Source organism: Nitratireductor luteus (genome assembly GCF_026162365.1).
Taxonomy (GTDB): Bacteria; Pseudomonadota; Alphaproteobacteria; order Rhizobiales; family Rhizobiaceae; genus Chelativorans; species Chelativorans luteus.
In genome coordinates, this window is record NZ_JAOANW010000002.1 from 263002 (window position 1) to 287157 (window position 24156).

At 62.0% G+C, this 24156-nt stretch carries 24 protein-coding genes; 6 read left to right on the forward strand and 18 right to left on the reverse strand.

Translation table 11 applies throughout. The annotated features are described in order from the left end of the window. Positions 1-139: 139 nt before the first annotated feature. Complete coding sequence (locus N1058_RS03815; protein ID WP_265516158.1) at positions 140-1474, reverse strand: putative bifunctional diguanylate cyclase/phosphodiesterase; 1335 nt, start codon at positions 1472-1474, stop codon at positions 140-142. A 186-nt stretch (positions 1475-1660) separates the two neighbouring features. On the opposite strand from N1058_RS03815, the gene gshB reads away from it, so the two are divergent. Continuing rightward, entirely contained in the window at positions 1661-2608 is a 948-nt protein-coding gene (gene gshB / locus N1058_RS03820) for a glutathione synthase (protein WP_265516159.1), read from the forward strand. Between the two features lie 206 nt (positions 2609-2814). Further along, on the forward strand, positions 2815-4347 hold the full coding sequence (locus tag N1058_RS03825) for a YifB family Mg chelatase-like AAA ATPase (protein WP_265516160.1): 1533 nt from the start codon (positions 2815-2817) through the stop codon (positions 4345-4347). Between the two features lie 152 nt (positions 4348-4499). Here the strand turns inward: N1058_RS03825 and N1058_RS03830 are convergent, their stop codons facing one another. The 17 genes from N1058_RS03830 to infC form a co-directional block, all read right to left on the reverse strand. Continuing rightward, complete coding sequence (locus tag N1058_RS03830; RefSeq protein ID WP_420847936.1) at positions 4500-5111, reverse strand: transglutaminase-like cysteine peptidase; 612 nt, start codon at positions 5109-5111, stop codon at positions 4500-4502. A gap of 169 nt (positions 5112-5280) precedes the next feature. Beyond that, the gene (locus N1058_RS03835; protein WP_265516161.1) at positions 5281-6564 is read right to left on the reverse strand and encodes a polyhydroxyalkanoate depolymerase; all 1284 of its coding nucleotides are present in this window, start codon (positions 6562-6564) and stop codon (positions 5281-5283) included. A 125-nt stretch (positions 6565-6689) separates the two neighbouring features. Next, entirely contained in the window at positions 6690-6983 is a 294-nt protein-coding gene (locus N1058_RS03840; protein ID WP_265516162.1) for a DUF1330 domain-containing protein, read from the reverse strand. Between the two features lie 32 nt (positions 6984-7015). Beyond that, positions 7016-7711 (reverse strand): orotidine-5'-phosphate decarboxylase, encoded by a 696-nt coding sequence (gene pyrF / locus N1058_RS03845; RefSeq protein ID WP_420847937.1) that lies wholly within the window; start codon positions 7709-7711, stop codon positions 7016-7018. Between the two features lie 16 nt (positions 7712-7727). Beyond that, positions 7728-8321, reverse strand: a complete 594-nt coding sequence (locus N1058_RS03850) for an NADPH-dependent FMN reductase (RefSeq protein WP_265516164.1) — start codon at positions 8319-8321, stop codon at positions 7728-7730. Positions 8322-8344: 23 nt separating this feature from the next. Further along, positions 8345-8950: a phospholipid N-methyltransferase PmtA gene (pmtA, locus tag N1058_RS03855; protein ID WP_265516165.1), complete on the reverse strand. Its 606-nt coding sequence runs from the start codon at positions 8948-8950 to the stop codon at positions 8345-8347. Between the two features lie 54 nt (positions 8951-9004). After that, positions 9005-10141, reverse strand: coding sequence for a molecular chaperone DnaJ (gene dnaJ, locus N1058_RS03860; protein WP_265516166.1), 1137 nt, complete (start codon positions 10139-10141; stop codon positions 9005-9007). A 249-nt stretch (positions 10142-10390) separates the two neighbouring features. Then, on the reverse strand, positions 10391-12307 hold the full coding sequence (gene dnaK / locus N1058_RS03865; RefSeq protein ID WP_265516167.1) for a molecular chaperone DnaK: 1917 nt from the start codon (positions 12305-12307) through the stop codon (positions 10391-10393). A gap of 292 nt (positions 12308-12599) precedes the next feature. Beyond that, positions 12600-13595: a Gfo/Idh/MocA family protein gene (locus tag N1058_RS03870; protein ID WP_265516168.1), complete on the reverse strand. Its 996-nt coding sequence runs from the start codon at positions 13593-13595 to the stop codon at positions 12600-12602. 199 nt (positions 13596-13794) lie between these two features. Beyond that, complete coding sequence (locus N1058_RS03875; RefSeq protein ID WP_265516169.1) at positions 13795-14373, reverse strand: YceI family protein; 579 nt, start codon at positions 14371-14373, stop codon at positions 13795-13797. A 51-nt stretch (positions 14374-14424) separates the two neighbouring features. Then, positions 14425-14991 carry a cytochrome b gene (locus tag N1058_RS03880; protein ID WP_265516170.1) on the reverse strand — a complete coding sequence of 189 codons (567 nt, stop codon included), beginning with the start codon at positions 14989-14991 and terminating at the stop codon, positions 14425-14427. 53 nt (positions 14992-15044) lie between these two features. Further along, a complete protein-coding gene (gene pheT / locus N1058_RS03885; protein WP_265516171.1) occupies positions 15045-17450 on the reverse strand; it encodes a phenylalanine--tRNA ligase subunit beta in 2406 nt (801 codons plus the stop codon). Between the two features lie 16 nt (positions 17451-17466). Next, positions 17467-18552, reverse strand: coding sequence for a phenylalanine--tRNA ligase subunit alpha (gene pheS, locus N1058_RS03890; RefSeq protein WP_265516172.1), 1086 nt, complete (start codon positions 18550-18552; stop codon positions 17467-17469). Positions 18553-18562: 10 nt separating this feature from the next. After that, the gene (locus N1058_RS03895) at positions 18563-19444 is read right to left on the reverse strand and encodes a BUD32 family EKC/KEOPS complex subunit (RefSeq protein WP_265516173.1); all 882 of its coding nucleotides are present in this window, start codon (positions 19442-19444) and stop codon (positions 18563-18565) included. Positions 19445-19570: 126 nt separating this feature from the next. Continuing rightward, positions 19571-19972: a 50S ribosomal protein L20 gene (gene rplT / locus N1058_RS03900; protein ID WP_265516174.1), complete on the reverse strand. Its 402-nt coding sequence runs from the start codon at positions 19970-19972 to the stop codon at positions 19571-19573. 26 nt (positions 19973-19998) lie between these two features. After that, positions 19999-20199, reverse strand: a complete 201-nt coding sequence (gene rpmI, locus N1058_RS03905; protein WP_265516175.1) for a 50S ribosomal protein L35 — start codon at positions 20197-20199, stop codon at positions 19999-20001. Positions 20200-20443: 244 nt separating this feature from the next. Next, positions 20444-20980, reverse strand: coding sequence for a translation initiation factor IF-3 (gene infC, locus N1058_RS03910; RefSeq protein ID WP_265516366.1), 537 nt, complete (start codon positions 20978-20980; stop codon positions 20444-20446). 201 nt (positions 20981-21181) lie between these two features. On the opposite strand from infC, the gene N1058_RS03915 reads away from it, so the two are divergent. From N1058_RS03915 to N1058_RS03930, 4 genes are all read left to right on the forward strand, one after another. Beyond that, entirely contained in the window at positions 21182-21955 is a 774-nt protein-coding gene (locus N1058_RS03915) for an alpha/beta hydrolase (protein WP_265516176.1), read from the forward strand. A 135-nt stretch (positions 21956-22090) separates the two neighbouring features. After that, entirely contained in the window at positions 22091-22510 is a 420-nt protein-coding gene (locus N1058_RS03920) for a DUF2852 domain-containing protein (RefSeq protein ID WP_265516177.1), read from the forward strand. A gap of 92 nt (positions 22511-22602) precedes the next feature. Further along, on the forward strand, positions 22603-23361 hold the full coding sequence (locus N1058_RS03925; RefSeq protein WP_265516178.1) for a M48 family metallopeptidase: 759 nt from the start codon (positions 22603-22605) through the stop codon (positions 23359-23361). Positions 23362-23481: 120 nt separating this feature from the next. Further along, a complete protein-coding gene (locus N1058_RS03930; RefSeq protein WP_265516179.1) occupies positions 23482-24141 on the forward strand; it encodes a phosphoribosylanthranilate isomerase in 660 nt (219 codons plus the stop codon). Positions 24142-24156: the final 15 nt, after the last annotated feature.

Below are 24156 nucleotides of genomic sequence, written 5' to 3' on the forward strand. Positions count from 1 at the left end.
CAAGTCCGATATCTAGCGCAATGTGCGGGCATGGAAAGCCAAAACCGATAACCGGGCTCTATCAGACATAGTCAAAGGCGATAGCGATCCAACCGACGGCCCGCCGCCAGTGGATCGCCTTTCAGACGGCCACCTTGGGCTATTGCGTCGCAGGGCGCGACCGCAGATAGCCGAGCGTCGCCTCGGCGTTCTTGGGCTTGCCGAACAGATAGCCCTGCCCGCCCGTGCAGCCGAACTGGATCAGCCTTTCGGCCTGCGCCTCCTCCTCGATGCCTTCAGCCACGACTTCCATGCCAAGTCCTTCGCACATGGCGAGAATGGCACGAATGATGTGTTCGGAAGGCCGGTCGTTGAGAATGGACGAGACGAAGGCGCGGTCGATCTTGAGTTTGTCAAACTTGACGTCACGCAGGCGGCCGAGACTGGATTGCCCGGTGCCGAAATCGTCCAGGGAAATGCGGATGCCCATGCGCCGCAGATCCTCGACGATCTTTTCCGCCGACGCCGGATCGGACATCAGCCCGGTCTCCGTGATTTCGATCTCCAACCGGCTTGGATCGAAACCGGTGCGCTCCAATATCGCAAGAATCTGCAGGCCGGTATTGTGATCCACCAATTGCGACGGTGACAGGTTGAAGGACAGGAACAGATCTTCCGGCCAGTCGCGCGCTGCCTCGGTTGCCTTGCGCAGCAGAAGCTGGGAAAGCGGTCCGATAATGCCGCGTTCCTCCGCGATCGGAATGAATGTCACCGGCGAGATGAAGCCCAGATCGTGATCGGTCCAGCGTGCCAGCGTCTCGAACCCGACGGTTCGACGGGTTTCCAGGTCGACGATAGGCTGGAAATGAGCTTCCACCTCGCCGGCCGCCACTGCGCGTCTCAGCGCCTGTTCTATGCGTGTTACCCGCTTGGCCGCCTCTTCCATTTCGCGGGTATAGACGACCACCGCGCCACGGCCGGAGCGCTTGGCCTGGTAAAGGGCCGTCTCGGCCTTCGACAGGAGAAGCTCGGTCGTCTCCTCCTCCGTATAGAAAAGCGAGCAGCCGGCCGAAGCGGAGAGCCTGGCCGTGCGGTGGCCCACATCGTACGGCGCCGAGAGAATCTCGATCAACATCTTCGCCCGATCCGCGGCCGCTTCCTCGCTGAAAACCATAGGGTAGAGAAATGCGAACTCATCGGCGCCGATGCGTGTGACCGTCGAATGATCGTCCATCGCGGCGCGCAGGCGCATGGCCACCTGCTGCAAAATCTCGTCACCGGCGGTGCGCCCGAAGAGATCGTTGATAGGCTTGAAGCCGTCGAGGTCGAGCACGCCGATGGCGAAAGGCGCCGGGTCGTCGGCGCGATCGGCAATCAGGCGATTGACCTTGTCGAAAAAGCGATGCGTGTTGCCCAGCCCCGTCAGAGGGTCGGTCAGGCTCATCCCTTCGCCCGAAAAGCCTGCCGTCAACCCGTGTCCCAGCGGGGCCTTCATGTTATTTCCCTGTGATTTCAAGGTCATTGGGGCGGAGGATGAAGACCAAATGTTTAGGAAGAGTATCGAAAACAACATTTTCGTGTGCACAACGCCGCCAGCATCGAGAATGATGTCCGCTTGACAGGCGCACGAGCCCGGCGTCATCTGCCGGCCTTCCCCAACGCGCATGGAGTACTCCAGCCGATGCCGCTGAAAACCGCCTTCCAGATGGACCATATCGCAAGTGTCTCGATCGCCGGCGACACGACATTCGCGCTGGCGCTGGAGGCGCAGAAGCGCGGGCACCAGCTTTTCCACTACACGCCGGACCGGCTCTCGCAGCTGGGTGACAAGGCATTCGCAATCCTGGAGCCGCTTCAGGTGCGCGACGAGGCAGGCAACCATTTCACCCTGGGCGATGCAGTACGCACCGACCTTTCCGAGATGGATGTCGTGCTGCTGCGCCAGGACCCGCCCTTTGATATGCACTACATCACCTCCACGCATATCCTGGACCGCGTGCACCCCGGAACGCTCGTGGTCAACGACCCCGCCTGGGTGCGCAACAGCCCGGAAAAGATCTTTGTCACCGAGTTCTGCGACCTGATGCCGGATACGCTGATCACCCGCGATCCAAGAGAAGTTGACGCCTTTCGCAAAAAGCACGGCGACATCATCGTAAAGCCGCTCTATGGCAATGGCGGCGCTGGCATCTTTCACCTGCAGGAAGCGGACCGTAACCTGGCGGCCTTACTTGAGTTGTTCACCCAGACCTTCCGTGAGCCGTTTATCGTGCAGCGCTACTTGAAGGAAGTGCGTGGCGGGGACAAGCGCATCCTGCTCATCGAGGGTGAGCCGGTGGGCGCCATCAACCGGGTGCCCGCCGAGCATGATTCCCGCTCCAACATGCATGTGGGCGGGCGTGCGGAAGCGACCGACATTACCGACCGTGAGCGCGAGATATGCGCGCGTATCGGCCCGGCGCTGCGCGAGCGCGGCTTCGTGCTCGTCGGCATCGATGTCATCGGAGGTTATCTCACGGAGATCAACGTGACCTCCCCCACGGGCGTGCGCGAGGTGCAAAGATTCGGCGGTGCCGACGTGGCAGCACTCTTCTGGGATGCGGTGGAGGCGCGGCGCAAAGCGGTGTAGAGGCCATCGGCGGAGCAGCAAGGGGATGTTCCGCTCCTGCAACCTGCCGCAACTGCGCCACAATCTTGCGGTGCATCTCGTTCCCTTAATGTTCTTGATGTGCCCTGCAATCTGTGCTTGTATTTCAAAGCTGGCGCACGCCGTGGATCTCAGGGCAGGCGTGAGGGGGCCGGTGCGTCTATCTGCGGGGTAGGGGGTAGCAGATCATGGTTTCGCGCGTGCGGACGATTGCGTTCCAGGGGATCGAGGCGGTGCCCGTGGACGTTCAGGTGATGGTGGCGCCCGGCAAGATGGGCATGCATATCGTGGGGCTGGGCGACAAGGCGGTGGCGGAAAGCCGCGAACGAGTGCAGGCGGCGCTCCATGCCTCTGGACTTTCGATGCCGCCCAAGAAGGTGACAGTCAATCTGGCGCCAGCCGATCTGCCCAAGGAAGGAAGCCATTATGATCTTCCTATCGCGCTTGGGCTGATGGCTGCGCTTGGGGCAGTGCCCGGCGATGCCTTGAGCGGCTATGTCGTATTGGGCGAATTGGGGCTCGACGGTACCGTCGCCCGCGTGGCTGGCGTCCTGCCCGCGGCGATCGGCGCAAACGCGATGGGGCGGGGGCTGATCTGCCCGCATGATTGCGGCGCGGAGGCGGCGTGGGCCGGCGCGGAGATCGACATTCTCGCGCCACGGAGCCTGATTGCGCTCGCCAATCATTTTCGCGGCACGCAGGTCATGAGCCGTCCCGAAACCGCCATGCGGCCCGCATTGGTCAATCTGCCGGACCTCGCCGACATCAAGGGCCAGGAAAGCGCCAAACGTGCGCTCGAGGTGGCCGCGGCCGGCGGCCACAATCTACTCATGATTGGACCTCCCGGCGCGGGCAAGTCGATGCTTGCACAACGGCTGCCGTCGATCCTGCCGCCGCTTTCACCCAAGGAACTCCTGGAAGTCTCCATGGTATCCTCTATCGCTGGCGAGTTGGCGGACGGGCGGCTTTCCGATCGCAGGCCGTTCCGCGCGCCGCATCATTCGGCCTCCATGGCGGCAATGGTGGGCGGCGGCCTGCGGGCGAGGCCCGGCGAGGCGTCGTTGTCCCATCATGGCGTTCTGTTTCTCGATGAGCTGCCGGAGTTCACGCCGCAGGTGCTGGATTCCCTGCGGCAGCCGCTCGAAAGCGGTGAATGCGTGATTGCCCGTGCCAATCACCGGATCAGCTATCCTGCACAGATACAACTCGTGGCCGCAATGAACCCCTGCCGCTGCGGGATGGCGGGAGAACCGGGACACAACTGTGCTCGCGGGCCGCGCTGCCAGACCGATTACCAGGCGCGCATCTCCGGGCCGCTGCTCGACCGGATCGACCTGCGAATCGAAGTGCCGGCCGTCAGCGCCGGCGATCTGATCCGTCACGAGAAGGCTGAAGACAGCGCGACGGTTGCCCAGCGTGTGGCTGCGGCGCGCGATGCACAACGGGAGCGCTTCACTGCGCTCGGACTGCCAACCTGGACGACAAACGCCCGCTGCTCAGCGGCCATGATTGAGGATATCGCCAGGCCGGACGATGCCGGCGCCGCGCTTTTGCAGGAAGTCAGCGAGAAACTCGCCCTGTCGGCCCGCGCCTACCATCGCGTCCTCAAAGTTGCGCGAACGCTGGCCGACCTCGAGGGAGCCGAGCATGTGGGCCGGATTCACCTTGCCGAAGCCATCTCGTATCGTATGGCCGGCCAGCGGCTGGCCAGGGCTGCCTGAGACCGTACGCAGCCTGTATTTTTTCCGCATTTATGCCGAAGTCGGGCGAGAATATCTGATTGCGCAACGCCACCGCATAACCCGAAAATCGGAATCGATTTCGAAAGCACGACGCGTAGATTCAAGGAGTTGGAGCACCCATAGGAACGGCTTTACTGGCTCACCGCACCGACCAGAAGGTTGTTTTCATCGCGCAGTGTTACCCAGCGGCCGGTGTGGTTGCTTGCCTGACGCTTGAGGTATCGGTAGCCGGTATGACTCCACAGCTTCACGTCATTGCGCAGATTGTCGAGGATATAATCGCCCTCGTCGGTCCTCACGGTCAGGACGGCATGGCCTTCTCCGTCGCGCTTGCGCACAACGGTTATGAGAAGATTGGCCAATGAAATACCCTTGGCGCTGAGCTGCCGGCGCTTCTCGAGAACGAAATCCTCGCAGTCCCCGGCCCCTTTCGAAGGATAGGTCCAGACCTCGTCGACGCCGTAGATATCGATGTCATTCAAGGGCTTGATGGAATTATTGACCGAGCGATTGACGGAGGCAAGCCGGCGCATGAGGCCCTCGCTCATCCGTTCCGGCCCGTTATCGCGCGGTCTCTGGGCGCATTCGCGAGGTGTCTTCTTGCAGAACTCATAGTGTCCGATGGGCTGGGAGGTGTAGCCGCCCGTCGCCATCAGCCCCATCGCCCCCACCTGGCCTACGGTCAGGCTGATGACCACGAACAATCCCACTGCGGTTCCAAGAACCGCCCGCCCAGCAGCCATTATGCCGCTCCCCGTTTATTTCTTTTCATTAACGCGATGTTAACGAAGCAGGGGAGGGGGCTGTCAATTTCTTTTTGAAAGCATGCACCCGAACCTTCTTGAAAGGCTCACATTTCGCCGCGCATGTTGCACGATTGCTATAGCTGGGGGCGTTCGGTCAGCCCTGGGCCTACCTCGACTTGGCACGCCGCGGGCGAGCCGGCGTTTTGCGCTGATTCGCCCCGGCCGTGGTGCTCGCCGATATGAATTCAACAATGCGGGGCACGATCTGCGCCCGGAAGCGCGAGCCATTGAACACTCCGTAGTGTCCGACGGATGGCTGGACATAATGGCTGCGGCGCGATTGCGGAATGTTGACACATAGATCGTGCGCGGCCTCGGTCTGGCCAAGCCCGGAAATGTCGTCCTTTTCGCCCTCGATCGTCAAAAGCGCGACCCTGGAGATGGCGGCCGGCTCGACCCGCTCGTTCCGGTGCATCATCTCGCCCTTGGGCAGCGCGTGTTTGACAAAAACCGTATCCACCGTCTGCAGGTAGAACTCGGCGGTGAGGTCCATCACCGCCAAGTACTCGTCGTAGAAATCGCGGTGCTTCTCGGCCGAATCGCCGTCGTTCTCCACAAGGTGCATGAAGAACTCCTTGTGCGCGATGATGTGCCGATCGAGGTTCATGCTCATGAAACCCGAAAGCTGCAGGAAGCCGGGATAGACCTCACGCATGAAGCCCGGATTGGGCCATGGCACCTGCATGATGACATTCTCGCGGAACCAGTCGATGCCTCGTTCCTCGGCCAGCTCGTTCACCGCTGTGGGGTTGCGGCGGGTGTCGATGGGGCCCCCCATCAGGATCATCGAAGCGGGAAGGTTCCGGTCACCTCGGCCTTCCATCAGCGCAATCGCCGCCAGCACCGGCACCGACGGTTGGCAGACGGCCATAACGCTGGCCTGGGGGCCCAGCACGGCAAACATGTCGATGATGTAGTCGATATAGTCATCGAGATCGAACCGACCGTCGGATAGCGGCACCATGCGGGCGTCGGTCCAGTCAGTGATATAGACGTCGGCATTCGGCAACATCGCCTCGACGGTGCCGCGCAGCAAAGTGGCGTAGTGGCCCGACATCGGCGCAACGACAAGAAGTTTAGGACCCGGGTTCGAGCCCGCTGGCAGGTCGCGCTCGAAGCGGATGAGCCGGCAGAACGGCTTTTGCCACACGACATGCTCGTGAACCCCAACCTGCCTGCCGTCGACAGTCGTCTCCTCGATGCCGAATTTCGGCTTGGCGTAACGACGCGTGGTGCGTTCGAACATCTCGGCCGTGGCCGCGATGGAGCGGCCCCAGGCTGTGCTGGCGGCGGGATTGAAGGGATTCGAGTAAAACAGCCTTATGGCATCTGCGTAGGCGCGGGCGGGCTGGATCGCCGCATGATGGAATTCATATAGCTGATAATACATTGCCTGATCAATTTTCCACGGCCACCGGGCGGAACGCGGCATGCGCATTCACTGCGACCTCAAGTGGAGAGTACCATGCCTTTGCTGCAATGCAACACATAGGCAGTGTACAAACGATCTGGCCCTCAGCCCTCGTAACCCTGGACGAGAATCATTTCGGCATCCGCCACCTCCTGCCGAATTGCCTTGGCCGCCTGGTACTCGACCGAGTTGTAGCAATCTTTCGCAGCCTGTAGGGATGGAAACTCTATGACGACATTACGTCCGCGGCACCGGCCTTCCAACGCTTCATAGGCTCCGCCACGCGCCAGGAACTTCGCACCGTAGCGCTCGAATGCCGGCTTGGCGGTGGAGACATAGTCCTTGTAGCGCTCGGCGTCGCGCACATCGACATGGGCGATCCAGTAGGCTTTGGGCATTTATTCAATCCTCCCCATATCCCGATAGCAAGTCAGGCCTTTGTTGCAGCCCCGTCCATTTCTTCAAGAATGGCAAGGGCGGCGGCCCGGCGATCGGGCGCGCCGACGATGGGGCGGGCAACCACTAGATGGCTCGCGCCGGCGCGGATGGCATCCGCCGGCGTCAGCACGCGTTTCTGATCGCCGGCAGCCGCACCCGCGGGCCGGATGCCGGGAGTGACGACCGCCATTTCCGGCCCAACTATTGCGCGCACCCCCTGCGCCTCCGCTGCGGAGCAGACTATGCCGCCCATGCCGGCGTCGCGCACCTGCTCGGCGCGGCGCAAGACCAGACTATGCGGATCGTATTCATAACCCGCTTCGACCAGATCGGCCTCGTCCATCGATGTCAGCACGGTGACACCAAGCAGGCACAGGCCGGAGCCCCGCGCGGCCTCAACCGCGGCGCGCATCGCCTTGGGATAAGCATGCAGCGTCAGCATGGTCACGCCCGTGCGGGCGATGTTTTCCACACCCTTGGCCACCGTGTTGTCGATGTCGAGCAGCTTCATGTCTAGGAAGACGTTCTTGCCGGATTGGGCTAGCTCGCTGGCGAAATCGAGGCCGCCGGCAAAGGCGAGCTGGTAGCCGATCTTGTAGAAGGAAGCGGCGTCGCCAAGTTCGGCGACTGCTTTCTCGGCCTCGCCGATGTTCGGCAGATCGAGGCCAACGATCAAACGGTTGCGCATGTTCTCGTCCATTGTCTCAGACCTCTGCGCGGGTGGAAAAGATGCGCGCATGTTCAATGAGCGCGCGACAGGTCTTCGTCATCGCGTTCTTCAAACGGTCCTCGATGAAATCCCCCTTCTCGTCGAAGGCCTCCTGCGCGCGCGGCACGGAACATTGGGACGTGAGTACTTCCGCCTGGCAGTGCACCAGCACCGCGCGCAGATGGTTGATGGAGCGTATGCCTGCGAAATTTCCATTGGACGACGAGCAAAGGGCGACAGTCTTGCCGCTGAAGGCGCGCATCGAGCGGCCCTGCGGGTCGGCCTTGACACGGCTCACCCAGTCGATGGCGTTCTTCAGCAGCGGCGGGAGAGACGAGTTATATTCGGGTGTGGCGATCAGAATGCCGTCGTGGGCGCTGATCATATGGGCCAGCTTCACGGCGCTTTCGGGGATGCCCTTCTCGCGCTCCAGGTCCTGGTCCATGAGAGGCAGAGGGTAATCGGCAAGCGAAATGCGCGTTACATCGGCGCCCAGGAGGGCCAGTTCCTTCATCGCCGCATCTGCAGTCTTCCCGCTCAAGGCTCCGCTGCGGGTCGAGCCCGCAAAGACCAGGATACGCGGCGTCATGAGCAATTTCCTTCCAGGCCGTTCTACTGTTCCGAGCGCCGATATATCCACAATTGCGCCGGCGGTATGTTGCGCACGACGAAGTCGAAGTGCTTGACGGTATAGCTGCCCTTGCCTGCAGGCACGGGCGACAGTGCGCCATAGGTGATCTGTACGATCGGGCGGCCCAGCGGCAGCAGGTCCAGCAACCGCTCCACCAAGGCGACCCGCTCCGGCAAAGGGAAATTCAGCAGCGGGATCGCGGAAACCACACAGTCGAAGCGGCGGCCTTTCCAGGGCGCCAAGGCCTGATCGAGATCGAAGGCGCTGCCATGGACGAAGTTGACGTCGGGATAATCGGCGCGCAGCCGCGTCACGAACTCGGCGGAATACTCGATCGAGATCAGGTTTTCAGGCTTGACGCCGCGTTCCAGTATGGCGCGCGTGATGACGCCGGTGCCGGGGCCGAGCTCCAGAACGGCATCGTCGGATTCGGGCCGGACAACGGAGGCCATGCGCCGGGCCGTGATGCCGCTGGTCGGAATAATGGAGCCCACGGCCTTGGGCTTGTCGATCCAGCCCTTGAAAAAGCGCAGCTCCTCGTCGAACCTTTCGGCGAGTGCTCTACGCATGTCCAGACCCTTGCCCATAGTGCTTCTCCTTGGGGCGGGACTATCGCCCGGTTTGGCTCGGCATCGCAAGCATCACTCGCCGAAGGACTCGAAGATATCCTTCATCCGGGTGAAGAATCCTGCAGACTGCGGGCTGTTTTCGTTGGAGGAAATGGTTTCGAACTCCTCCAACAACTCCCGCTGCTTCCTCGTCAGGTTCTGCGGGGTTTCCACTGCGACTTGTATATAGAGATCGCCGATCTGCGGTTGCCGCAGAACCGGCATGCCCTTGCCGCGCAAGCGGAATTGGCGGCCGTTCTGGGTGCCTTCTGGCACTTTCACGCGCGTCTGGGTGCCGTCGAGGGTCGCGACTTCGAAGGCGCCGCCGAGGGCGGCCGTGGTCATGGAGATCGGCACTTTGCAGTAAAGGTCCGCGCCGTCGCGCTGGAAAAACTCGTGCGGCTTGACCGAAAGGAAGATGTAGAGATCACCAGAGGGACCGCCGCGCAACCCTGCTTCGCCTTCGCTGGCAAGCCTGATTCGCGTGCCGTCCTCGATGCCGGCGGGAATGTTCACCGAGAGAGAGCGCTCCTCGGTGATACGCCCCTGGCCGGAGCATTTGGCGCAGGGATCCTGAATGGTCTGGCCGCGCCCCTGGCACTGCGGGCAGGTGCGCTCGATCGAGAAGAAGCCTTGGGCGGCGCGCACGCGCCCGGCGCCGTGGCACATGGAGCATTGAACAGGGGACGTACCGGGCTTTGCGCCGGAGCCCGAGCAGTCGTCGCAGGTAACCGATGTGGGCACATGGATCTGCGCCGTCTTGCCGGTGAATGCCTCCTCGAGCGTGATTTCCATATTGTAGCGAAGGTCCGCGCCGCGGTCGCGCCCGCCGGAGCGGCGACGCCCGCCGCTACCCATCATGTCGCCGAAAATATCCTCGAAGATGTCGGCGAAACCGCCGCCGCCAAATCCTTGCTGGCCGAAGCCGCGGCTGCCCATGCCGCCATTCTCGAAAGCGGCGTGGCCGAAACGATCGTAGGCCGCGCGCTTTTGCGGGTCGCGCAGGGTCTCGTAGGCCTCGTTGATTTCCTTAAACTTCTTCTCGGCTTCGCCATCGCCTGGATTCTTGTCCGGGTGATAGCGCATGGCGAGCTTGCGGAAGGCGCTCTTGAGTTCTTTTTCGTCGGCGTTTCTCGACACGCTGAGCGTCTCGTAAAAATCTGCCTTCATGAATTCACGACTCGCTTGTTGGCCGGAGCGGCTTTCGCATTCCGTTCGGTTTTCGAAATTTAGGTGCTGAGGCGGTCAAATGCCATAGTCTGCGGGATTTTGCCAGATTGATGCGCGGGGCCGGCACCGGATGGGGATCCTGTCCTCGGCGCCGGCGGCAGCATTTGCCCACGGGCGCGCTTTACGGTGCAGAAAAGGCCCGGGTGCAAACCACCCGAGCCCTACCCCTGGTCTGCTGGCACCATGGAATCAGGCCGACTTCTTGTCGTCCTCGTCGATTTCCTCAAAGTCCGCGTCCACGACATCGTCGTCGGACTTGGCGGAGGCTTCACCACCGCCTTCACCGTCGCCGCTGTCGGTCTGCTGCGCTTCATACATGGCCTGGCCGAGCTTCATGGAAGCTTCGGCAAGCGCCGTCGTCTTGGCCTTGATATCCTCGACGTCGTCGCCCTCGAGCGCCGTTTTCAAACCGGCGATGGCGTCCTCGATGGCCTTGCGATCATCTTCGGAAACCTTCTCGCCATAATCCTTGAGCGACTTCTCCGAGGAATGGACCAGCGCCTCGCCCTGGTTCTTCACCTCGACGGTTTCGCGGCGCTTCTTGTCGGCCTCGGCATTGGCCTCGGCGTCCTTGACCATCTTTTCGATCTCGTCGTCGGAGAGGCCACCGGAGGCCTGGATGCGGATCTGCTGCTCCTTGCCTGTGCCCTTGTCCTTGGCCGAGACATTGACGATGCCGTTGGCATCGATGTCGAAGGTGACCTCCACCTGCGGTACGCCGCGCGGTGCCGGGGGAATGCCCACCAGATCGAACTGGCCAAGCATCTTGTTGTCGGCCGCCATCTCGCGTTCGCCCTGGAAGACGCGGATCGTGACGGCGTTCTGATTGTCCTCGGCGGTCGAGAAAACCTGGCTCTTCTTGGTCGGGATCGTCGTGTTGCGGTCGATAAGGCGCGTAAAGACGCCACCCAGCGTCTCGATGCCGAGCGAAAGCGGCGTCACGTCGAGCAGCAGCACGTCCTTGACATCGCCCTGCAGAACGCCGGCCTGGATGGCAGCACCCATGGCGACCACTTCATCCGGGTTGACGCCCTTGTGCGGTTCCTTGCCGAAAAAGTTCTTCACCGTCTCCTGGACCTTGGGCATGCGGGTCATGCCGCCGACCAGAACCACTTCGTCGATCTCGCCTGCATTGATGCCGGCATCCTTGAGAGCTGCCTTGCAGGGCTCGACGGTGCGCTTGATGAGGTCTTCGACCAGGTTCTCGAACTTGGCGCGCGTAAGCTTGATCGCAAGGTGCTTCGGACCGGACTGATCGGCCGTGATGAAGGGCAGATTGACCTCCGTCTGTGAGGAGGACGACAGCTCGATCTTGGCCTTCTCCGCAGCCTCTTTCAGGCGCTGGAGAGCGAGCTTGTCGTTCTTCAGGTCGATGCCCTGCTCCTTCTTGAACTCATCGGCGAGATAGTTGACCAGACGCATGTCGAAGTCTTCACCGCCGAGGAAGGTGTCGCCATTGGTCGACTTCACCTCGAACACGCCGTCGCCGATCTCCAGGATGGAGATATCGAAGGTACCGCCGCCAAGGTCGTAGACAGCGATGGTCTTGCCTTCCTTCTTGTCGAGGCCATAGGCGAGCGCTGCCGCAGTCGGCTCGTTGATGATGCGCAGCACCTCGAGGCCGGCGATCTTGCCCGCGTCCTTGGTGGCCTGGCGCTGAGCGTCGTTGAAGTAGGCAGGAACGGTGATGACCGCCTTCTCCACCTTCTCACCGAGATAGGATTCAGCGGTTTCCTTCATCTTCTGAAGGATCATGGCCGAGATCTGCGAGGGCGAATACTGCTTGCCCTGGGCTTCGACCCAGGCATCCCCGGAATCGGCCTTCACGATCTTGTAGGGGACGAGCTTCTTGTCCTTCTCGACCGTGGGATCCTCGAAGCGGCGACCAATGAGACGCTTGATCGCGAACAGCGTGTTTTCGGGATTGGTCACCGCCTGCCGTTTTGCCGGCTGGCCGACCAGTCGCTCATCCGAATCCGTGAACGCCACGATCGAAGGGGTCGTACGCGAGCCCTCGGCGTTCTCGATTACCTTCGCATCCTTGCCGTCCATGACGGAGACACAGGAATTTGTCGTTCCGAGGTCGATACCGATTACTTTTGCCATTTATTCTCTCCGCTAAGCAGACTGCCAGGACCCACTGAGGCGTTCCGTGCAACAGCCCCTGTTCTCAAGAAAATGCCGCATTGCAGAGTTGCAAATGCTGCTCCGCGACGTTGCGGCGTATATAAGAACCCCCGTTTTATCACGCAAGGCAGTTTCCGGGCGATCTTGTTGGCGCGGCAGGATGTTTTCCAGCGGGCCGGTATACTACAGCGCCCTGTGTCCGTTCGAGCCTACACATCGTGCTTTTCCGGAAACCAATTCCGATTTTCGGGCCAATGCAGTGGCCCGCGCTTCAAGTCCCTTCCACCGCTTCCCAGCCTTCATGGTTCGAGGCACGGAAGATCGCGTCTATGACTTTCTGGTTCTTCACCGAATCCTCGAGCGAGAACAGATCGGCCTTTTCGCCGCTCGCCGCACGGGCGAAGGCTTCGGCCTGAAGCCGGTACTGCCGGATGTCGCCGAACCGGTACACGGTCGACAGTGCATGATCGGCGTTGTGCAGGATGAGGCGATCGTCGCCATAGACGCGTGAGTTGAACGGTGTTTCGATCTCGATGAAGCCTTCATCGCCGTGAAACACCATCATCTGGCGTGCCGCCATCTGGGTGGAGACATAGAAGCTCATCTCGAAGTCGGCGAAATCGGCCTTCACGCTGGCATATATATCCGTGCCGAAGGCCTTGTCGCGCTCCACCATGGCCTGGATGCGCCGAGGCTCCTTTCCGGTGACGAAGCGGGTGCCGACGGTCGGATAGACGCCGATGTCGGGCAGACCGCCGCCGCCCAGTTCCGGTCGGTTGCGCATGTTGTCGGGATCGACATTATGATAGGTGAAGGCTCCCTGCACATGGCGCAGGCGGCCGATGGCGCCTTCGGCGACCAGTTCGCGCGCCTTTATCCATTGGGGATGATAAGTGACCATGAAGGCTTCGGCGATCACGACCTTGTTGCGGTCCCGCGCCTCGATCACAGGCGCGATGTCCTTCGCATCCAGCGCCAGTGGCTTTTCGACCAGCACGTGCTTGCCGGCATCGGCCGCTTTCACCGCCCATTCCACATGCTGCGAGGTGGGCAGGGGAATATAGACGCCGTCGATTTCCGGTGAAGCGAGCAGCGCCTGGTAGGAGGAGAAGGTGTACGGAATGCCGAAGCGGGCCGCAACAGCCTTTGCCCGCGCTCCATCGCGACTGGCAATAGCCGTAACCACGCCGTTCTCCGCATCCTGAAGCTGCGGAATGACGAATTCGCGGCCGATCTTGGCCGTCGACAGAATACCCCAGCGGAACATGAAAACCTCCCCTACCAGTGTCGTGACACTACAGTATCGGCCCCGAGAACCAGCATCGATTTCCGGAAAGCACGACACGTAGATCAATAAATTTGTGCACGCCCTGCGCATTCGGGAGGGCGCTCGGCTCAGTATAACATTTTGCAGACAGGTGGAACCACCCGAGGTCCGGGTGAATACGGGAAGGTGGAACGGTGCTCTACCGGCGACGGAAAGCGAGGTTCATATCGAAATCGACGACGTTGGAGTAGATGGGTGTCCCAACATCCATGCCATAACGGGAGCGCAGGACCCTGCCCTCGACATGGAAGCGAAGCGCGCCCCGCCCGGATTCGGCAAGCCTGACATGGAATGTCTCGCGGAAAGTGCGGCCGCGGGCGGTCAGGCTACCTACGATGGTTGCCGTGTCCTCGCCGGTCCGCTGGACATGGGTCGAACGGAAGACGATGGTCCGCTCGTTCGCTGTATCGAAGACGGCGTTGGATTTGAGGAAATCGTCGACGCGTTTCTGGCCGGTCGCCACGCTATCGGGATATATAATGATCTCCACGCGGGCGTGCTCGACACTCGATGCCGGAATGTCGATCCTGCCGTCAAATCTGTCGAACCTCCCCGTGATTCCCGGTCCGCCGACCGCGGGCACGGCGAAGAAGAGGCTTGATCCCGGCGTCATGATCGAATAGCGGCCCACCACAGCCGACAGGGAGGGCGCCGCCGCAGCCTGCACAGATGCGGCAAGAAAAAGCAGAACCGCTATCGCGGGAAATCGCTCAACCATCCTCGTTCCCCCGGGTGGTTCACTATCCAATACGCTTCAAGCACGTTCCACTCACGCTTTCGTGCGACGGACGGGGCGCAGCATCCTCCTCAGAACGCCGTCGTGAAGGATGAAGTGATGGCGCAGGGCCGCAGCGATATGGATCACGACGAGGGCCAGCGCCGTAAAACCCAGGGAACCATGGAGCAGGCGCCAGAAATCCTCGCCGCCTTCGGAGACGCCGACCGGTAGATGCGGAAACAGGAACAGGCCGAAGACAAGTGTCGGGATGCCGAGTACGGATGCCGAAACCAGCGCCCAGCCCGTCAGCGGTAAGGCAATCAGAAGCGCGTAGAGTAATCGATGGACCGCCTGCGAGGCCGTCTTTTCCCAGCGCCGCAGCGAGGCCAAAGGCCGGGGTTGCGGATTGGCCATCCGCCAGGCAAGCCGGATCACGATAAGCGCCAGAATCAGAAGCCCGATGGATTTGTGCCACTGGATGAGATCAAAGGCGAGGCGCTGGTCAGTCACCCGCAGCATGACCAACCCGAGACTGATCTGACCAACGACGAGAGCCGCGATCGTCCAGTGCAGGGCGATCGCGAGCAGGCCGTAGCCAGCCCTCGTGTTGCGGATCATGACGCGTCCCATGCCGGCAGGTTAGCCCGGCACGGGAGCAGTGTCATGTAGGGTCAGCCGCGCAGCTCGCCGCCGGTCTGCTTCTTGACGTTTTCGACCACCCTTGCGGCCAGCGTCTCGAAATCCTCGTCGGTCAGGGTCCTGTCGACAGGCTGGATCGAGACCTCGATCGCCACCGACTTCCGATCCTCCCCGAGTGCCGCGCCCTCGAAGACGTCGAACACACGCACGCCGGTGATGAGCTTCTTGTCGGCAGCAGCGGCGGCGCGGGTGATGCTGGCAGCTTCGACCGCCTTGTCGACGACGAAGGCGAAGTCGCGCCTTACCGCCTGGAAGGGCGACAGGTCGAGCCTCGGCTTGGTGCGCGTGGCGCGGGCTTTCGGTTCCGGAATGGCATCGACGAATACCTCGAACCCGCAGAGTGGCCCCGAGACATCGAGGATTTCCAGCGTTCTTGGATGGAACTCGCCGAAGGTGGCGAGCACGACCTTCGGGCCGAGCCTGATCGTGCCGGAGCGGCCGGGGTGATACCAGTCCGGCCCACCGGCGGTGATCTGCAGCCTATCCACGGGTGCGCCGCAGGCATCCAGCACGGCCAGGGCGTCGCTTTTGGCGTCGAAGACACCGACCGCCGGGGCGTTGCCCGACCAGTGGCGCCCATGCGCTTCCATACGGGCGGTGCCGCGGCGCACGCCGCCCGCCACGCGGCGCTGATCGCCCGCCTCGTCGCCCTCATAGATGCTGGACACTTCGAAGAGTGCAACGTCGCCATAGCCCCGGTCGGCATTGCGCTGGGCGGCTGCTAAAAGGCCGGGCAGCAGCGAAGGGCGCATGTCCGACATGTCGGCGGCGATCGGGTTCGCCAGTTGCAAGGCCTTGGCGCCGCCTCCGAAGATAGCTGCATGGTCATGCGGGATGAAGGTCCAGGTGACGGCTTCCATCATGCCGCGCACCGCGAGCGCCCGCCGGGCGAGTCTCGTGCGGACCTGCAGCGTGGTGAGGATGCGCTTGCTGACCGTGCCCGAGGCGGAAAGCGGCTGCGGCGCGATCTCGTTAACGCCGTGGATGCGCATAACCTCTTCGACGAGATCGGCCTTGCCGTCCACGTCCGGACGCCAGGAGGGGATGGAGACGAGGGCCGTCTCACCGCTTCCCTCGACGCCGAAGCCCAGCCGCGTGAGAATGCCGGCGCTCTCGTCGGCGGTCACATCCAGGCCGGTCAGGCGCTTGACCTCGCTGTAAGGGAAGCTGACGGTGCGCGGCCGGTAGCCGGCATAGCCTTCCACCTGCGCCTCGGTCGCTTCGCCGCCGCAGATTTGCTGTACAAGGCGGGTGGCCAGTTCGAGGCCCGGGACCATCATTTTCGGGTCAGCGCCGCGCTCGAAGCGGTATCGCGCATCGGTGATGATGCCGAGACTACGGCCTGTGCGGGCGATATTAGCGGGATTCCACAGGGCCGATTCGATGAGCACGTCGGTGGTGTTTTCGTCACAGCCCGAATGTTCGCCGCCCATGATGCCGCCGATGGATTCCACACCCTCCTCATCGGCGATGACGCACATATCGGACGTCAACTCGTATTCGCGCTCATCGAGCGCCAGCACCTTCTCACCGTCGCGCGCGCGACGGACCGTGAGATTGCCCTTCACCTTGGAGGCGTCGAAGACGTGCAGCGGGCGGCCCCGGTCGAAGGTGACGTAGTTGGTGATGTCGACCAGCGCGTTGATGGGCCGCAGACCGATCGCGATCAGCCTCTGCTGCATCCATTTAGGCGACGGGACGTTTTTCACGCCCTTCACCGCGCGCAGGGCAAAGCCGGGGCACAGATCGGGCGCCGCGATGGACACGGCCACGGGGCTTGGCCCTTTGCCGGCAACGGGCTCCACCGCCGGACTTTTCAGCCGGCCGAGCCCGGCTGCCGCCAGGTCGCGTGCGATGCCGAGGACGCCGGTGCAGTCCGGCCGGTTGGGTGTCAATCCGATCTCGATGACCGGATCGTCGAGGCTGGCCCAGCTCGCGAACGGGGTGCCGACCGGGGCATCCTCGGGCAGGTCGATGATGCCTTCATGCTCGTCGGAAAGCATGAGCTCGCGCTCGGAGCACATCATGCCGTGGCTTTCGACGCCACGGATCTTGCCGACCGACAGGGTGGTATCGATGCCCGGCACATAGGCACCAGGTGCGGCAAACGCGCCGACGAGACCGGCGCGCGCATTGGGTGCGCCGCAGACGACCTGCACCGGCTTCCCGTCGCCCGTATCGACGGAAAGCACCTGCAGCCGATCGGCGTCGGGATGCCTTTGGGCGCTCAGAACCTTCGCGATCACGAAGGGTTTCAGCGCCGCCTTGTCGTCCACGGACTCGACCTCAAGCCCGATCATGGTGAGCCTGTCGACGATCTCGCCGAGCGTGGCGTCGGTCTCAAGGTGATCCTTGAGCCAGGAAAGCGTGAACTTCATTGGTATTCGTTCTCCCCTAGCTGCTCAGTCCGCCGAACAATGTCGGCATGTCGAGCGGGCGGAAGCCATAATGGTCGATCCAGCGAACGTCGGCGTCGAAGAAGGCGCGTAGATCCGGCATGCCGTATTTCAGCATTGCGATGCGGTCGATGCCCATGCCCCAGGCGAAGCCCTGATACTCGTCGGGATCGATTCCCGACATACGCAGGACATTGGGGTGCACCATGCCGCAGCCGAGGATCTCCAGCCAGTCGGAGCCCTGGCCGATACGAACCTCGCCCGGCGTCGAGCGGTCGCACTGGATGTCCAGTTCGAGACTCGGCTCGGTGAAGGGGAAGAAGGACGGGCGGAAGCGCATATTGACCGCGGGCACTTCGAAAAAGGCCTTGCAGAACTCTTCCAGCACCCATTTCAGGTGCCCGACAGTGGACGTCTTATCGACGACCAGACCTTCGAGCTGGTGGAACATGGGCGTGTGGGTCGCGTCCGAGTCCTGCCGGTAGGTTTTACCCGGAATGACAATGCGGATTGGCGGCTTCTGCGCCTCCATCGTGTGGATCTGGACCGGCGACGTATGGGTGCGCAGGAGCTTCTGCTCGCCCTTTTCGTCGGGGGGGAAGAAGAACGTGTCGTGCATTTCGCGGGCGGGGTGGCCTTCGGGGAAGTTCAGCGCCGTGAAATTGTAATAGTCGGTTTCGATGTCCGGGCCTTCGGCGATGGCGAATCCCAGATCGCCGAAGATCGCGGAAATCTCGTCAATGACCTGGCTGATCGGATGGATGCGGCCGCGCTCGGCGGGAGGGCGAACGACCGGCAGGGTGACGTCCACCTTTTCGCGCTCCAGGCGGGCGGCGATGGCCGCGTCGCGCAGGATCGCCCGGCGCCCGGCAAGCGCTTCGGCGACGCGGTCCTTCAGCCCGTTTATCGCCGGCCCCATCACCTGCCGCTCTTCCGGGGTCATGGCGCCAAGCGTCTTCAACTTCTCGGAGATCGTCCCCTTCTTGCCCAGCGCGGTGACGCGCACCGCCTCGATCGCCTGCTCGTCGGAAGCAGAGGCGATGTCTTCTAGGATCGAACGTTCGAGTTGGTCCAGATCGGTCATGGTCCTTCCTTCAGCCTGCCGCTACCGGCTTTGACGTTTCGGTTTCGGCTCCTGTTGCGGCCAGCGTCCCTTTCAGGAAGCGGGTCGCCGAGAGCAGCCTTCGCCCGTCGCTGCCGAGCAGCGACACCTTTTCAACCAGGGAGAGGACAGGAAGCAAGGGCGAAAGCACATTGATGATGGATTTGAGGCCGATCAGCGAGCCCGAGGGCGCTTCGGCGCGATAGGCGGCCAGCGCCCTGTCCTCGGTCTCCGGCTGAAGGGCCTGGGTGGAAATCTGCAGGAATAAAAGCCAGACGTCCCGTGCCTGCGCGGCGCACAGCGGCATCGAGGCTTCCGGCTCTTCCTCGAAGTCGACAAAGCCCCACCCGCCTTCGGCAATGAACATGTCGCGCGGATGGGGACGGCCGTGACAGAGGCCACGGCAGTGGGCACGACCGAGCACGGCTGCGGCCTCGATCAGCAACTGGTCATGACGCGAGGCATCCACCGGCCTGAGCCGATCGAGCTCCTGCTGGACGATCCTCGCCTGGTCCGAAAGCACCATGATCGCGGCGGCACTGTGCAGGACCTGGGGTGTTTCGAAACCAGCCTCGCGAAAGGCTTGCATCTTGCGGATTTCACGCTCGACCATCTGTGCCGTACTCGCCTTTGGCGAGGCCCGCAGAGCATGAACGGGAATGAGCGGCGACAGCACCGCATGAAGCCGGCCGGAGAGTGGAGTCGGCTCGGCATCGTGGCGCTTGATCCAGACCTTCCGGCCATCCAGATCAGCGCTGGAAACGCGCTGCCGCTGGCCGAGCACAAGCAGGCGTAGCAGGTCCTCCAGTGCCTGAGGCGAGAGCCCGCTCATGTTTTCGGTGTGTTCGTCGAAATGGCCTTGGTTCATCTTCATTTTTCATATCCACAATAAAATCTTTCAAAACAGCAATCTTCCAAAACAGTAACAACGAAAAACCCGCGCCAGGCTTGCCAGCGCGGGTTTCCCGAATTGTGCGGATGCGTACCGGGAGCGCTGGCCTTAGGCGACAGCGCTTTCAAACGCATTCGGTGTGGTTTCTTTAAGGTATTCCAGAGCCGCCTTCGACTTCTTCACCAGAACGGCGAAAGCCTGCGGCTCGTGCACCGCCATATCGGCCAGGACCTTACGATCGACCTCGATACCGGCCTTGTTGAGGCCGTCGATGAAGCGGCCATAGGTCAGGCCGTGTTCGCGGGTGGCGGCATTGATGCGCTGGATCCACAGAGCGCGGAAATTGCGCTTGCGGTTCTTGCGATCGCGATAGGCGTATTGCAGCGACTTTTCGACTGCCTGCTTCGCGATGCGAATGGTGTTCTTGCGACGTCCATAGAAGCCTTTCGCGGCTTTCAGGACCTTCTTGTGCTTTGCGTGGGACGTAACGCCCCTCTTTACGCGTGCCATAACATGATCTCCTTAATCTCGTCCGCTTAAAATGCGTAGGGCATGAACTTCTTCACGATCTTGGTATCGGGATCGGAAAGAACCATCGTGCCCCGCGCGTCGCGGATGAACTTGTTGGAACGCTTGATCATGCCGTGGCGCTTGCCTGCGGCGGCGACTTTCACCTTGCCGGTGGCGGTCACCTTGAACCGCTTCTTGGCAGAAGACTTGGTCTTCATCTTGGGCATTTTGCTACTCCGTTATTGGCTCGTCGAAGGGCCTTGGCGCTTCGATGCCGCGATCCCGGAAGGATTCGCTGGCCTGTTTCCGAGCTGTTTTCAGCATTAGGAACCGACACGGCATGCCCTGCCGGCCGGTTCGAGACGCGGCGTTATAGCGGCGAAGCGCTTTGCGCGCAACCGGTTTTGACGGATGAAGGCCGGCCGCGAACGGCCAACCTTCCAATATCAATGGAACGGCGTGGACCACCGCTCAGCGCGGCGCCAGCACCATCATCATCTGCCGTCCTTCAAGCTTCGGCTCGGCCTCAACCTTGGCGATCGGTTCAACCTCTTCCTTCACACGGTTCAGCAATTGCATACCGAGCTCCAGGTGAGCCATCTCGCGGCCACGGAAACGAAGTGTCAGCTTGACCTTGTCGCCTTCTTCGAAGAAGCGGCGCACAGCCTTCATCTTGGTCTCGTAGTCATGCGTGTCGATGTTCGGCCGCATCTTGATTTCTTTGATCTCTACCGTCTTCTGCTTTCGGCGCGCTTCCGCGGCCTTCTTCTGGCTCTGATATTTCAGCTTGCCGAGGTCGGTGATCTTGCAGACAGGCGGATCGGCGTTGGGTGAAACCTCGACGAGATCGAGACCGGCATCTTCGGCGATCCTCAGGGCTTCATCGATCGGCTGGATGCCGCGGTTGTTGCCCTCGTCGTCGATGAGCTGAACCCGGACGGCCCGAATCTCACGATTGGCGCGTGGGCCTTCCTTGACTGTAGGCGGCGCTTTGAATGGTCTGCGAATGGTCGTTGTCTCCTCAAATCATTGACGGAACGGCTGAGCCCTGGCGACAGGCATGCGCTATGTGCGCTTGTCGGGCGTTGTGTCAATAGCATAGGTGGCACAAAGAATCACCTGCAAGAACATGCCGCGACTGCTTTGCGCCAGCCTTCGGCTTGACGAAAACGGCGCCGGCGCCAAAAAGGTTGCCACCGGAGGATATTCATGAACCAGAGCTCGGCAACACAAATCGAAGTCGACGGAAACGCCATAGCGGTGCGCCATCAGCCCGGAAGCCCTCCCGGCCTCGTCTGGCTCGGCGGTTACAGGTCCGACATGATGGGAACCAAGGCCGTGGCGCTGGCCGAGTGGGCCGCGGCGCATGGGCGGGCGATGACGCGCCATGATTATTCCGGCCACGGCGAATCGGGTGGCGCCTTCGCGGACGGCACCATCTCGCGCTGGCTGGAGGAAAGTCTCGCCGTCTTCCGCCACTTCACCGAAGGGCCGCAGGTGCTCGTGGGCTCGTCCATGGGTGCGTGGATTGCGCTCAGGATGGTCCAGGAACTGAACCGCGCAGGAGAGGGTAGTCGCCTGGGTGGGCTGCTGCTGCTCGCGCCGGCACCGGATTTCACCAAGGAGCTCATGGAGCCCGAGTTGACGGATGCCCATCGGCGGGATCTGGAGCGGCAGGGCTTGATCGAGGAGCCCTCGGAATATTCCGACGAACCCAATATCTATACAAAGAAGCTCTTCGATGACGGGCGCAGGAATCTGGTGCTGGAAGGCGTCATCGATACCCATTGCCCGGTGCACATTATTCAAGGGATGGCCGATCCCGACGTGCCCTATGCCCACGCCATGCGGCTGGTCGAACATCTGCCGGCCGACGACGTGACGCTGTCGCTCGTTCGTGACGGCGACCACAGGTTGTCGCGTCCGCAAGACATCGAGATGATCCTGCGCGTGGCGGAAGCGCTGGTTGAAAGGGCTGCCTGAGGCCTGAAAATTTCCATGTTTTTCAAAGGCATGACCGATTCCCTCCGGCCCTTTCTTGAATCGGCGGCGATCTGTCCCCATCTCGTTTGAAGCGGCCGCAGCCCCTGCACTTCAACCGATGAGGATATGGTAACGATGACCAATACAGCCCTTATCCGACCGGCATGGACTCCCGCGACCATCGCCCTGATGGTGATCGGCTTCATGTTGTTCTGGCCCCTCGGCCTCGCCATGCTCGCCTACATTCTGTGGGGAGACCGCCTCGGGGAATTCAAACGCGACATAAACCGCGCGACCGACGGCATGTTCGCCAATTGCCGTCAAGCCCGGCGCAGCCATGCGCGCACCGGCAATATCGCGTTCGACGAATGGCGCGAACAGGAACTTGAGCGTCTGGCCGAAGAGCGGCGCAAGCTTGAAGCCATGCGCGACGAGTTCGACAACTATGTACGCGAACTGCGCCGCGCCAAGGACAAGGAAGAGTTCGACCGCTTCATGAACGAGCGGAAGTCCGGTCACAATCCCAGCGTTCCGGGTGTAAACGGCAAAGACTGAGCGCGGAATTCTTTCATGATCTCTCCCCCTGCGGCGCCTTCGGGCGCCGTTTTGTATCTGACCGCGCCTGCCGAATCGCTTATTCTTTGCTGATGATCTTCAATCCCTTCAAGACGGCGAGGCTCAAGGTGCCCACACCCGAACTGAGCCACGAAGTGGCGGGGCGAACACTGCCGCTGCGCGTTGTCGAGAACGCACGGGCGCGGCGGCTGACGCTCAGGATAGAACCGGGCGGCGGTGGCTTGCGGGTCACGGTCCCGCCGGGAATATCGGCGTCGGAAGTCCAGCGCTTTATCGGCCGGCATCAGGGCTGGCTGGAAGAGCGCATCGTCAGATTACCGGAACGCCCGGCCGTGCGGCCGGGCATCAAGGTGCCGCTGCGTGGCGTGCCCCATATCATCGTGCACGAGCCGGGACGACGCGGCGGCGTTGTTGTCGACGAGATCGACGGTGAGCCAGCCCTAATCGTCAGCGGCGACCGGCGGCACCTGCCTCGACGGGTCGGCGATTTCCTGAAGCGGGAGGCGAAGCGCGACCTGGAAATGCTGGTGGCAAAGCACACGGATGCGGTCGGCCGCAAGGCAAAGGCCGTCCGCTACCGCGACACGAGCAGCCGTTGGGGCTCCTGCACCTCCGACGGTGTCCTGTCCTTCTCCTGGCGGATCATGATGGCGCCTCCGGCGGTCATAAATTATCTGGTTGCCCACGAGGTGGCGCATCTGAAGGAAATGAATCACGGCCCCCGTTTCTGGAAGCTGTGCAGAGAACTGTGTCCGCGCACCGATGAAGCGAAGGCATGGCTGAAACGCAACGGAACAGCGCTGCAGGCGATACGGTTCGAGGACGGCTAAGGGATAGGGCAATAAGGCAGTATGACCCCTGGTCTTTTTGCCCTACTGCCTACTCCCTCATTGCTCCACGGCCCTAAACCAACCTCGACTCCGCCAAAATTTCATGTCACTCCCTCTTCCATGACCCTCGATATCAAGATCTGTGGCCTGAAAACGGACGACGCACTGGCAGCGGCGCTGGATTGCGGCGCGAGCCATGTGGGCTTCATCTTCCTCGGGAAAAGCCCGCGCAACGTGGGCAAGGTCGAGGCAGGACGACTTCGGCAAGCCGTGCGCGAGCGGGCCAAGGCGGTCGCGGTGACCGTCGATGCCGATGAGGCGACGCTTGATGCCATCGTCGCGGCCATGGAGCCCGATATGCTGCAGCTTCACGGCAAGGAGAGCCCGGAACGGGTCGCCGAAGTCAAGGCGCGTTACAGACTGCCGGTGATGAAGGCCTTCCCGATCCGCGAAGCGGCCGATTTCGATGCCGTGCAGCCCTATTATGGCGTCGCCGACCGCTTTTTGTTCGACGCTAAGCCTCCCGCCGGATCGGAACTGCCGGGCGGCAACGGTATTGCCTTCGATTGGCGCTTGCTGGCTTCGCTTGACGGCACGGTCGATTACATGCTTTCGGGTGGCCTGAACGCAGGCAATATCGGTGAAGCGATCGCGGCAACGCGGCCGCGCGGCATCGATATTTCCTCCGGCGTGGAAACCGCGCCGGGCGAAAAGAGCCCGCAGCTTATCCGCGATTTCTTCCGTGCCGTCCGGGCGGCGCGCACGGAAGGCACCGCCTGACGACGAGGAGACGGT